Origin of the sequence: Brevundimonas sp., assembly GCF_041919755.1 — a bacterium.
Taxonomy (GTDB): domain Bacteria; phylum Pseudomonadota; class Alphaproteobacteria; order Caulobacterales; family Caulobacteraceae; genus Brevundimonas.
Genome location: NZ_JAYRTD010000009.1, coordinates 83,190 through 95,371, shown reverse-complemented (window position 1 = coordinate 95,371; position 12,182 = coordinate 83,190). Strand labels below are relative to the sequence as shown.

The 12,182-nt window shown below is 66.7% G+C and carries 8 protein-coding genes; 4 read left to right on the top strand and 4 right to left on the bottom strand.

The genetic code is table 11. From position 1 onward, the window contains the following. Positions 1 to 42 precede the first annotated feature (42 nt). Together ACE3TH_RS11760 and ACE3TH_RS11755 are read right to left on the bottom strand one after the other, a co-directional pair. A complete protein-coding gene (locus ACE3TH_RS11760; RefSeq protein ID WP_374599868.1) occupies positions 43 to 1,245 on the bottom strand; it encodes a divergent polysaccharide deacetylase family protein in 1,203 nt (400 codons plus the stop codon). A 110-nt stretch (positions 1,246 to 1,355) separates the two neighbouring features. After that, positions 1,356 to 2,735: a S41 family peptidase gene (locus ACE3TH_RS11755; RefSeq protein WP_374599866.1), complete on the bottom strand. Its 1,380-nt coding sequence runs from the start codon at positions 2,733 to 2,735 to the stop codon at positions 1,356 to 1,358. A 238-nt stretch (positions 2,736 to 2,973) separates the two neighbouring features. Between ACE3TH_RS11755 and hisS the strand changes: the two genes are divergently transcribed. Then, the gene (gene hisS, locus ACE3TH_RS11750; protein WP_374599865.1) at positions 2,974 to 4,482 is read left to right on the top strand and encodes a histidine--tRNA ligase; all 1,509 of its coding nucleotides are present in this window, start codon (positions 2,974 to 2,976) and stop codon (positions 4,480 to 4,482) included. Positions 4,483 to 4,768: 286 nt separating this feature from the next. On the opposite strand, the gene ACE3TH_RS11745 is transcribed toward hisS, so the two are convergent. Further along, positions 4,769 to 6,916, bottom strand: coding sequence for a M13 family metallopeptidase (locus ACE3TH_RS11745; RefSeq protein WP_374599863.1), 2,148 nt, complete (start codon positions 6,914 to 6,916; stop codon positions 4,769 to 4,771). 178 nt (positions 6,917 to 7,094) lie between these two features. On the opposite strand from ACE3TH_RS11745, the gene ACE3TH_RS11740 reads away from it, so the two are divergent. Next, positions 7,095 to 8,930: a cation:proton antiporter gene (locus tag ACE3TH_RS11740; RefSeq protein WP_374599862.1), complete on the top strand. Its 1,836-nt coding sequence runs from the start codon at positions 7,095 to 7,097 to the stop codon at positions 8,928 to 8,930. Between the two features lie 221 nt (positions 8,931 to 9,151). Then, positions 9,152 to 9,811: a TetR family transcriptional regulator gene (locus tag ACE3TH_RS11735; RefSeq protein ID WP_374599860.1), complete on the top strand. Its 660-nt coding sequence runs from the start codon at positions 9,152 to 9,154 to the stop codon at positions 9,809 to 9,811. A gap of 94 nt (positions 9,812 to 9,905) precedes the next feature. Here the strand turns inward: ACE3TH_RS11735 and ACE3TH_RS11730 are convergent, their stop codons facing one another. After that, positions 9,906 to 11,018, bottom strand: coding sequence for a Rieske 2Fe-2S domain-containing protein (locus tag ACE3TH_RS11730; protein WP_374599859.1), 1,113 nt, complete (start codon positions 11,016 to 11,018; stop codon positions 9,906 to 9,908). Between the two features lie 119 nt (positions 11,019 to 11,137). On the opposite strand from ACE3TH_RS11730, the gene ACE3TH_RS11725 reads away from it, so the two are divergent. After that, positions 11,138 to 12,076: an alpha/beta fold hydrolase gene (locus tag ACE3TH_RS11725; RefSeq protein WP_374599857.1), complete on the top strand. Its 939-nt coding sequence runs from the start codon at positions 11,138 to 11,140 to the stop codon at positions 12,074 to 12,076. The last annotated feature ends 106 nt before the right edge of the window (positions 12,077 to 12,182 follow it).

Below are 12,182 nucleotides of genomic sequence, written 5' to 3'. Positions count from 1 at the left end.
GCCGCCCCTCCTCCCTAGTCCCTGGTCCCTCGAACCTCGACCCTATCGCCCGGGGCGCTGCGTCATCGCCGAGGCTGGGGCCAGCTGAAGCCCGCGCGCTTCCAGTTCCGAGGTCCAGCGCGCCACCGCCTCGACCGTGACGGGATAGCTAAAGCCGGTGCCCATGGCCTGGCCGCGGGCCTTGGCCAGGGCTTCCAGCGCGTTCAGCTGGCCGACGATGGCGGCGGGGGTCTGTTGCTCGTCGATAATGCGGTTGGCGCTGGCGCGGGCCCAGGCGCCGGGGCGGCGGCTCATGGAGCCGTCGTCGAGGAAGGCCACCCCGCGCTGACGCAGCACGCCCAGGAAGGCGTTCATGGCCCCGTCTGAGGTCGCGAACTTGTCGCCCATATAGTTGGTCACGCCGAAGTATCCGGTGGCGCGGCCCAGAAGCCAGTTCATCTTGGCCGTGATGTCCGCGCTGTCGCCGCGCGCCAGCAGCGTATAGGGGCCTGGATCGTTGTCGGGATAGCCGGTGGGCTCCATCGGCATTTCCAGCATGACCTCATGGCCGTGAGCGCGGGCCAGGTCGATCCAGCCCTGCAGGCCTTCGGCATAGGGCACGAAGCTCAGCGTCACATCGGCAGGCAGGCGTTCGATGGCGGCGCGGGTCGTGACCGCGTTCAGACCCAGCCCACCGACCACCAGGGCGACGCGCGGGCGACCGTTGGCGCGGAAGGGCCGGGCATAGGCCTGGGCCGGGACGCGGCCGTCGGTGGCGATGGTCGGCAGGGGACCGTCGGGGCCCGGCTGCGACAGGCCGGCGATGGGCGCGGCGGGCAGGGGCGAAGAGACGGCCAGGCGCGGCGCGGTGACCGGCGCGCCATTGCCGGACACGGTCGCACCGTTGGGCAGGGTGATGACCGCCTCTCCGGACAGGGCGGGGTCGACGACCGTGCCGTCGGCGGCGAGATCCTGATAGCTGCCATAGGCCCCCATGGAGAAGGCCTCCAGTCCCGTCGGGGCCGGGGCCTCGACGACCGGCGCGCGGGCCAGTTCGGCGCGGGCCGAGGGCACGCCGGCGCGTGGATCGCCCAGCACGGTAACGAACAGACCGGCGGCGGCCAGCAGCAGGACACCGGCTCCGGCGACGGCGACCGGCGGCTTCTTCAGCTGACGCATCACCGGGGCGAAGGTGTCGCCCACGGATTTGCGGGCCGGGGGCGCTCCGGCGGTGGCGGCAAGGACAGACTGGCGCTTGGCGAACATGGCGGTGCGAAGGCTCGAAGGGCGGGCCCCGCGCGGACGGGACCCTTCAGGCCTCACACTGAACGCTGTCGGTTAAGAAAGCCTAACATGGCATTAGCCATGCAAGGCCGTCAGTCCTGCGGCAGTTCGTCCGTTTCGGCCTCGGCGATGACCACCGTCGGCGTGCCCGGCGGCGTCACCACAATCCCCTCTGGCGCGGCCACCAGCTGGCTGAGGTTGCCCCCGGCCCGCAGCACGTCGAAGGCGCGTTCCAGCTGATAGTCCTTGTCCTCAGGCCAACTCTCGCCCGGGGCCTCGACCGGCGTGTGCGGCCCCTTGCGCTCGGCCCCGATGGAGGCGTCCAAGGCGGTGGCGTAACCCGCCTCGGAATAGATGAAGTTCGACCGCGACACGATCCGGGCCTCGGCCATGGAGCGTGAGACCTCCAGGTCGGGCTCGATGCCGATCTTCTGGATCGAGCCGCCCGACGGCGTGTAGTAGCGGGCCGTCGTGATCGACAGCGCGCCGTCACGGCCACCCCTCAGCGGGATGACGGTCTGGACCGATCCCTTGCCGAAGCTGGTCAGACCCAGGATCGTCGCGCGCTGGTGATCCTTGAGCGCGCCCGCCACGATCTCGGACGCCGAGGCCGAGCCATAGTTGATCAGGACGACGATCGGCAGGCCGTTGGTCAGGTCGCCTTGGGACGCATAGTAGCGCTGGATCTGCTCGGCGGTACGACCGCGCTGACTGACGATCTCGCCGCGCTCCAGAAAGGCGTCGGAGACGGAAATGGCGGCATCCAGCAGACCACCGCCGTTGTTGCGCAAATCCAGGACATAGCCCTTCAGCGCCGGGTTCTCGGCCTTCAGCCTGGCGATGGTTTCGCCCAGTTCGCGACCCGTGTTCTCGTTGAAGGTCGAAACGCGCAGATAACCGAACTCGCCTTCGACGCGGCCCGTGACGGATTCGATCTTGATGACCTCGCGGGTCAGGGTCACTTCGCGCGGCTCCTCGCCGTCACGCAGGAAGGTGACCTTGATGGAGGTGCCGGCGGCCCCGCGCAGCTTGTCGGAGACCTGGGTCACCGTCAGGCCGGCCGCGTTCTGGCCGTCGATCACCGAGATGACGTCGCCTGCCTGAACGCCCGCGCGGGCGGCGGGTCCGCCGTCCATGGGCGAGATGATCTTCACGAAACCGCCCTCGGCCTGGATGGTCAGGCCCACGCCGGAATACTGGCCCGTCGTCCGCTCCTGCAGATCGCCATAGCCGTCCGGCGGCAGATAGTTAGAATGCGGGTCCAGCGAGGTCATCATGCCTTGAAGGGCGGCCTCGATCAGCTTCTTGTCATCGACCGGCACCACATAGGCCTGTTCGACGATGCCCAACACGTCGCCGAACAGGGCGACCATGCGGAACGCCTCGTTGCGCGGGGTCTGGCCCACTGCAGTCGCGGCCCCAAGGCCCACCAGAGTCGCCGCGGCAGCACCGATCAAAAGCAGCTTACGCATCAAGTCTCTTTCCGTCAGGCCGTAACACCGGCCTTTTCATACAGATAGGAAGTCCTCGGCGACTTATTCGTGGCCAAACGGGGTTTGTCGATCAAAACCGTGTCATCGTTGGATGAACGAAGCGGTTAAGGCGCTAGAGCGCAGCGCGCAAGGTTGCTGACCTTCCAAGCTCGCAAGGGTGGAAATACCGCGAGTGGTACGGCTGGTTTCCGGCAGCAGGGCACTTTAGAAGGCGGCCATGACGAAGAATACGCTGCCGACCGAAGCCTCTGCTCGCCCCGAGGCCCGCAATCCGCGTGGCTTTGCCGACCGGCGGGGCCGCGACCTGATCGCCGAGCGTCGCATCGTGCGCCAGGTGTCGGAGGTCTATGAGCGCTGGGGGTTCGAGCCGCTGGACACGGGCGCGTTCGAATATGCCGATGCGCTCGGCAAATTCCTGCCCGACGCCGACCGCCCGAACGAAGGCGTCTTCGCGCTTCAGGACGACGATGAACAATGGATGGCGCTGCGCTATGACCTGACCGCGCCGCTGGCCCGGTTCGCGGCCCAGAACTGGGAGACCCTGCCCAAGCCGTTTCGCCGCTATGCGTTCGGTTCGGTGTGGAGGAATGAAAAGCCCGGCCCGGGCCGGTTCCGCGAATTCACCCAGTGCGATGCCGACACCGTCGGTTCGGACCGGCCGGAGGCGGATGCCGAAATCATCGCCATGGCCGGTGAAGGCTTGCGCGCGGCGGGGCTGGACGCGGACCAGGCCGTCATCCGCGTCGCAAGCCGCAAGCTGTTCGACGGCCTGTTCGAGGCGGGCGGGGTGACCGATCCGGTCCAGAAGCTGACGGCGCTGCGGGCCATCGACAAGTTCGACCGCCTGGGCTGGGAGGGGGTCGCGGCCCTGCTGGGCGAGGGGCGGCTGGACGACAGCGGTGACTATACCAAAGGGGCGCAACTGCCCCTAGGCGTGGCGTCGACCATCGAGGCCTTTCTGGCCTCGGCGGGGGATGCGGCCCTGAGCCGGTCGCAGACGCTGGACGCCGTGGCGCGCGCGGGCGGCCTGGGGGCCATGGGCGAGGCGGCGCTGAACGAGCTGGCGGCCATCGATCAGGCGCTGAATGCCATGAAGGTTGGCCAGGACGCGGTGCGGTTCGATCCGACCATCGTGCGCGGTCTGGAATACTATACGGGTGCGGTGTTCGAGGCCGAATTGCTGCTGGAGACCACCGACGACAAGGGCCGGGCCGTGCGCTTCGGCTCGATCGGTGGCGGCGGTCGCTATGACGATCTGGTGGCGCGGTTCACGGGTGAGCGGCTGCCGGCGACGGGCTTTTCGTTCGGGGTGTCGCGCCTGGCCTCGGCGCTCAGGGCTGCAGGGCGGGCCGAGGATGCGGCGGTGCGCGGGCCGGTGGTGCTGATCGTCTTCTCCGACGCCGACATGCCGCACTATCTGGAGGCGCTGGTCGAGCTGAGGAATGCGGGCATCGCTGCCGAGCTGTATCTGGGCCGGGCGGGCATGAAGGCGCAGATGAAATATGCGGACCGGCGGGGATCGCCCGCCGCCGTCATCCTGGGCGGCGACGAGATCGCAGCGGGCACGGTGACAATCAAGGATCTGGACGCGGGCCGGGCCGCCGCCTCGGCCATCGCGGGCAATGACGCCTGGAAGGCCGAGCGGCCCGGGCAACTTTCTGTCGAACGGGGACAGCTGGTCGAGACGGTCCGGCGTATCGTCACAGCAACGCTGGGGCCTGCGTAAGTTATCGTCGATAACCAAGCGGTTACAGCCTGTATTGCCTGACCAATCATTGACTTGTGCGGCGAACTGTCGTCAATTGGTCGTACTCGGAAGCGCAGCGTTTAGGCGCAGCAGCTCCTGGAGGCGTTTCGGGGAGGAAACGTCCGCTCCCTAGAGAGCGAAAGAAAGCCCGCTGCGATGTATCCCCCGCAGCGGGCTTTTTTGTGCCTCAGATCCAGCCACGGCGACCTATGAAAAAGGCCGGAGCGTCGCCACCCCGGCCCTCATCATTCTGATCCGCCGACCGCTACCAGATGCGGACGCGCTGATCCTCGGGCAGGTAGTAGGCTTGACCGGGCTGGACGTCGAAGGCGGTGTACCATTCGTCCATGTTGCGTACCGGGCCGATAACGCGGAACTCGGCCGGGCTGTGAGGATCGGTGTCGATCTGCTGTTTCAAAGCGGCCTCGCGATACTTGGACTGCCAGACCTGGGCCCAGCCGTAGAAGAATCGCTGGTCGCCCGTAGTACCGTCCAGGATCGGCGCCTCGGCTCCGTTCAGCGACAGGCGATAGGCAGCCAGACCGACGGCCACGCCGGCAGCGTCGCCGATGTTTTCGCCCATGGTCAGCTGCGGGCGGACCTTGAAGCCGGGGATGGGCTCGAACTGGCCGTACTGTTCGCCCAGCCGCGCGGTCAGGGCGTCGAAGTTGGCCTTGTCCTGAGGCGTCCACCAGTTACGCAGCACGCCGTCGCCGTCGGACTTGGAGCCCTGGTCGTCGAAGCCGTGGCCGATCTCGTGGCCGATCACGCCGCCGATACCGCCGTAGTTGACGGCCGGGTCCGCATCCGGATCGAAGAAGGGCGGTTGCAGGATGGCGGCGGGGAAGACGATCTCGTTGTTGGTCGAGTTGTAATAGGCGTTCACCGTCTGCGGGGTCATGCCCCATTCGTCCTTGTCGACCGGCTGGTTCAGACGGGCGAGCTGATAGTTCCACTGAAACAGGCCGGCGCGCTCGCCATTGCCGAACAGGTCGTCAGGCCTGATTTCGAGAGCGGAATAGTCGCGCCACTTGTTCGGATAGCCGATCTTGACGGTGAACTTGTTCAGCTTCTCCTCGGCGGCGGCGCGGGTTTCGGCGCTCATCCAGTCGTAGTTCTGGATGCGGGCGGCCAGGGCCAGGCGCAGATTGGCGACCAGCTCCTCCATCTTGGCCTTGGACTCGGCGGGGAAGTATTCGGCCACATACTGGCGGCCGACGGCCTCGCCCAGCATGCCCTCGGCAAAGCTGATGCCGCGCTTGTCGCGGGGACGCTGCATTGGTTGACCCTGCAGGTCGCGCGAGCGGAACTCCCACTGGGCATCGGCGAAGCGCTTGGACAGACGGCCCGCCGCATCGTCGGTGGTGTGGAAGGCCTGCCAGGCCTGGATCGTCTCGATCGGCGTCTCGGCATAGATGGCGGCGATGGCCGGCAGCGCGGTGTCCTGACGCACAATCAGGCGCGGCACTTCACCGACGCCGACGGCATTATAATAGTCTTGCCACGGAAAGCCGGGTGCCTCCTCGGCCAGTCTGGCGATGGTGTATTCGTTGTAGGTTTCGTCGCGGTTGCGGTTCTGCTCGGGCGTCCAGTGGGCCTCGGCGATGCGGGTTTCGAAGGCGACGATGGCGGCGGCGTTCTCGACCGGGTTTTCCCAACCGATCATCTCCAGCATGCGGGCGACATAGGCCTGATACAGCACCTTCTTGTCGGCCCAGCGCTCGGCCAGATAGTAGTCGCGGTTGGGCAGGCCGATGCCCGACTGGCCCGTCGAGACGACGTAGCGGGTCGGGGCCTTCTGGTCGGTCGTGATGCCGGTGCCGAAGATGGAACCGCCGACACGCCCTTGCGTCGAGCCCATGTAGACGGCGGCCTTGTCATGGGTGTCGGCGGCGCGGATGGCGGCCAGATACGGAGCCAGCGGCTGGGCGTCCAGCGCCTCGATCCGGGCCTCATCCATATAGGAGCGATAGGCGTCGGCGATCTTCTGCTCATCCGAGCCGGCGGTCAGGTCTGTGCGGGCGGCCAGGGCGTCGATCATCACCTTGACCCGGTTGTCCGACAGTTCGCGCAGCAGGTTGAACGAGCCGTAGGAGGTGCGGTCCGACGGGATCTGCAGCCGGTCCAGCGCCGTGCCGTTGGCATAGCGGAAGAAGTTGTCGCCCGGGTTCACCGAGGTGTCGCGCCCGGCCAGGTCGAAGCCCCAGGTGCCGTATTTCGGAGCCGTAGTACCCTGATAGCCCTGGACCGTGCCACCGGCGGGGGCGGGCGGAGCCTGGAACAGTTCGAAGATGGTGCAGGCCTCGTCGATGCAGGCGTGGTCGTGATCGTCGTGATCAAAGTGCTGGGCGAAGGCGGGGGCAGCGGGCAGGACGAGCGCGCCGATGGCGGCACCGAGAAGCAGAGTCTTCATGGAGTATCAAACCTTGGCTGTTCAGAAGGCGGAGGATGTCGGCGCGGACCCTACGCCCTGATTTCGCGGCGTAACCTGAATTTTTTGTCATGAAGCCGATTAGGGCCGTCACGGTCAGGCTTTCACTTGGCGTGAACGACGTATCGCCCGATAGTGCGCCGCAACAGGCGGGAGCATCATGGCGGGCGGACACGGCGGCGGCGAATACAAGGATCTGGTGGTCTTTCTGGCCGCCGCCGGCGTGGTCGTGCCCCTGTTCAACCGGTTCAAGATCAGCCCGGTGCTGGGGTTTCTGGCCGCTGGCGTGCTGCTGGGGCCGCAGGGGCTTGCGCGGCTGGCCGACACCCTGCCCTGGCTGAGCTGGCTTACCATTTCCGATGCGGCCCAAATCCGGTCGCTGTCGGAGCTGGGCGTGGCCTTTCTGCTGTTCATGATCGGGCTGGAGCTGTCGTGGGAACGGCTGAAGGCCATGCGGCGGCTGGTTTTCGGCCTGGGGCTGGCACAGGTCGCGACCTGTACCGTGGCCCTCGGGGCCGTCTTCATGCTGATGGGACAGTCGCTGGTCGCCTCGGCGGTGCTGGGCATGGGGCTGGCCCTGTCATCGACGGCGGTGGTCATGCCGGTGATGGCCGAGCGCGGTCGAATGACGACGACCAGCGGCCGGGCGACCTTTTCCATCCTGCTGGCCCAGGATCTGGCTGTCGCCCCCATCCTGATCACCGTAACCGTACTGGCGGCCCTCGCCCAGGGGGCGACCGCCGCCGGCGGAGACTTCGATCCGGCGGTGCTGCGCCCGGCCCTGCTGACGCTGGTGCCCGCCGCCATCGGCCTGGCGCTGCTGGTGGCGCTGGGGCGGCTGGTGCTGCGGCCCATGTTCCGATCGGTGGCCAGGGCCAAGTCGAAGGGCCAGGGGCAGGAGATGTTCGTGGCCGCCAGCCTGCTGGTCGTCGTCGGCTCCGGGCTGGCGGCGCAGGCTGCGGGCCTGTCGATGAGCCTTGGGGCCCTGATCGCCGGCCTGCTGCTGGCCGAGACGGAGTTCCGGCGCGAGGTCGAACTGTCGATCGAGCCGTTCAAGGGTCTGTTGCTGGGGGTCTTCTTCGTCGGCGTCGGCATCGGGCTGGATCTGGATGCGGTGGCGGCCAATCCCGTCGGCATCTTCGGACTGGCGGCCCTGCTGACCGCCGTGAAGGCCGCATTGATCTATGGCGCGGCTCGGCTGTGGGGACTGAACAATCGCAGCGCCATCGAGACGGCGCTGGTGCTGGGTCCGGCGGGAGAGTTCGCCTTCGTCATCCTGGGGGCCGGCGTGCTGGAGGGGATCGGCTCGCCCGGTTTCACCCAGACGGCGCTGCTGGCCGCAACCATCAGCATCTTCACCGTGCCCTTGATGGCGCTGCTGGCCAGCCGCCTGACCGCCAGGGTCGAGGCGGCCGAGACTGACCTGCCGCCAGAGGCGCTGACACCGGTCGATACGGAAAATCAGGTGCTGATCGTAGGCTTCGGTCGCGTGGGACGGCTGGTGGGCGAGATGCTGAACGAACACGGCCAGACCTTTCTGGCCATCGACGCCAATGCCTCGACCGTCGCCAAGGGCCGGGCTGAAGGGGCGAACGTCTTCTATGGCGACGCCGGACGCGAGGAGATGCTGCGGCTGTGCGGGATCGACACGGCCCGCGCCGTCATCGTCACCATGGATGCGCCGTCAAAGGTCGACGAGGTTGTGGTCGCGGCGCGGGCCCTGCGGCCCGATCTGATCCTGATCGCGCGCGCCCGCGACGACCGGCATGCGGAGCGGCTGTATCGCCTGGGCGTCACCGATGCCGTGCCAGAGACGACCGAGGCCAGTCTGCAGCTGGCCGAAAACACCCTGGTCGATCTCGGGGTGCCGATGGGCCTGGTACTGGCCTCTATCCACGAGCGGCGCGACCGGTATCGCAAGCTGTTTCAGGCGGCCATGCCCGATGCCGATCGGCCCCGCCGCGCCAGAGCCCTGAGAGGGACTAACAGGGGCTGACGCCGCCCCGCGTTTGTCAGGGTGTCACCAATTGTGTTGCCGAGACGGCCAAGCTGTTAATCCCTGCACCCCATTTTGGTCATCGTTCGGTGGTCAACAGCCGCGCTGTTCGGAAGGACGTTCGGTGAGCCGCGGCCATCGTGTTCAATTCCTTCCGTCACTCCGGTGATCCAGTTTCACGCGGCACAAGGGTTCAAGCCGCCAGTCGAGTAACCGTTTTCATGCGAGATTCCGTTTTGCCCACCACCCAGATCGACGCCGATATCGAGGCTCCGCGCCTGAACCGACGCCAGGCCGCCAAGGTCCGCACCCACGCCAAGGTGCTGGAGGCCGCCCGCATCCTGTTCGCAGAGCGCGGCTATGAAGCCGCCACCATCCGCGACATCGCCAAGGGCGCCGGCATGTCGACGGGTGCCGTCTTCGCCAACTTCCAGGACAAGTCCGAACTGTTCGAGGCGGTCCTGGCTGAAAACCTGGCCGGGACGCTGGAATCCTTTCAGGCGGCTGCGACGGCGGACGGTCGGGCAGCCGAGCGCCTGACCTCGGCCCTGTCGGTCGGCTATCATCGCGGTCTGGACCATTTGCCGCTGGTGCAGGCGATTTTCGCCCGCGCCTGGTTCCAGCCTGACGACGCCAACGAGCGCCAGCGCACCATGGCCAAGCCCTTCGTCGAGACGGTGGCCGGCATCCTGCAGGCCGGTATCCGTGAGGGCGAGCTGCGTCAGGACGTCGACGTCACCCTGATGACCCGCATGATCTGGGAACTCTACATGGCCAACTATCGCTTCGCCGCCTACGACGGCTGGGGCATGGAAGAGCTGACAGCCCATACGCGCAAGCAGATGGACCTGATCCTGGCGGGGCAACTGGCCCGGCAGTAATCGAAAAACCCGCCGGTTCGCCGGCGGGTTTTTTGTTTTTTAGGGCGCTAACGCTCGACGCGCGGCGTCTCGCTGTTTGAGCGCGGATTGGGTTCTAGCTCTTCCAGCGCAGGGTCGCGGGCTTGACCGGGTTGGCGAACGGACGTTGCTCGGCGCGGCTCTTGATCCACTCGCGCTTCAGCTGCTGGTACCATTTGGCCTGTTTGTCGGCGTCGTCGATCCAGATCAGGGCCGGGTCGTAGCGCAGGCCTTCGTTCTGCAGGTTCACCATGCCGCCGTCCTGCTTCAGGAAGGCCCGCACACCCTGACGCAGGAAGGGTTTGGCGATGCCGAACACCCAATGGTCGGACCAGAAGATCTGGGTGATCCGCGTCTTCGTCTCCGTGATCGGCGTCAGGCAGGTCAGGGCCAGCACCTGTTTGTCTCCGACTTGGATATGCTCCCAGCGATAGCCGGGCAGGCGGAAGGTGATCTCGGTCGCCGGGGCTCCGCCCAGAATTTTGTAGGCCCGGCTGTTGGATGAGGGCGCGTGCCGGACCATGGCGAAGCCCATGTCGCGCGGCTCGAAGGCCTTGGACTTTTCGTGCATGGAATGCTCGGAGCGCCACCACCACTGCTGATGCACATAGGGGCCGTGAGCCGGGTCCATCAGGCCGACGACGGCGTGGTCGATATGGCTGTCGAAATCCATCGCCTCGACCAGCCGGGCCTCGCCGCCGACCACACCGGGGAAGACGGGCGGTTCGTGATCCGGCTCTGCGGGGCTGCGCGGATCGGAGGTTATCCAGACGAAGATCATCCCCTGACTTTCGCGCACGGGATAGGACCGCACCCGGATACGCTCCGGCTCATAGGCCTGATCCTCGACCAGGGACGGGATGGCGGCGCACACGCCGTCGGGTCGGAAGCGCCAGCCGTGGTAGCAGCACTCGATCGTCTCGCCCTCGCCCGGCTTTTCGACCAGACGCCCGGCGGAAAGGGGCGCGGCCCGGTGCGGGCAGATGTCGCGCATGCCATAGACCTGACCCGCCTTCGTCCGACCGATCAGGACGGGTTCGCCCAGCAGTTCGTGGCGCTTCATGTCGCCGGGCTTCACCTCGCGCGACAGGGCGACGAAATACCAGGTGTCCAGCACGAACCCCTTGCCGAAGGCCGTGGGCGCGGGCGAAAGTCGGGCGGCGGGGAGATCGGCGGTATCGGCGGGCATGCGCCCATCGTATTGAGCTTCTACGCGATTGTCGCGTGTCAGCGTCGCGCAACAAAGAAAGTACTTTACATTATAAAGTGAAGTGGTATTGAGCGGTCATCGTCGGGAGGACAACACACATGAACAGATCCCTTGCCTTTATCGCCGCCGCCATTCTGGCAACCGCGGCCACGCCTGCCCTGGCCCAGCACGCTGACCATGCCGGTCACGCCGGTGCCGACCACGGCCATCAGCATGCCGACTTCGAATCCGGTCGGTTCCATGTCCGCGTCGACGGGCCGGAACAGCCGATCGGCGACATCATCTTGATCCCCGGCCTGTCATCGTCGCCCGAGGTCTGGGACGGGCTGACCGAAGCGCTGAAGGACCGCTATCGCATCCATCGCATCCATGTTCAGGGCTTTGCAGGGGCCCCGGCCGAGGACAATGCGCAAGGACTGGTGGCCACGCCGGTCGCGGCCGACCTGGCCCGCTACATCCGTCAGGAACAGCTCGACAAGCCGGTGGTCATCGGCCACTCCATGGGCGGCACCATCGCCATGATGCTGGCCGCGCGGCAGCCGACGCTGGTCGGCAAGCTGATGGTCGTGGATATGATCCCCTTCATGGGAGCGATGTTCGGCGGACCCCAGGCGACAGCCCAGAGCGTCCAGCCGATGGCCGACATGGTCGCCAACGGCATGCGCAGCTCGCCGCCCGAGGCCTGGCAGACCCAGGCCGCCCAGACCATCGCCGGGATGATCAATACCGAGGCAGCCCGCCCCGGCCCCATCCAGGATAGCGTGACCAGCGATCAGAATGTGGCCGCCGCCTCCATGCGCGAGTTGATCACCACCGACCTGCGTCCCGAACTGGCGCGGATCACGGCCCCGACCGAGGTGCTGTACGTCAAGTTCAACGACGCCCGCATGACCAACGAGATGACGGACGGTATCTATCAAGCCTCCTTCGCCACCCTGCCCGGCGTCACGCTGAAGCGGATCGACGACAGCGCCCATTTCATCATGCTGGACCAGCCGGAGCGCTTCCTGGCCGAGGTGAACGCGTTTTTAGAATAGCCCTTCGAACGGCCATGCTTTCGGCGGAAACGGTGCTCACGATCGTGTGAAACGGGGGGCACCGTTTCCGTATGCCGCACGACCCGCTATGACCGGGCATCGGCTT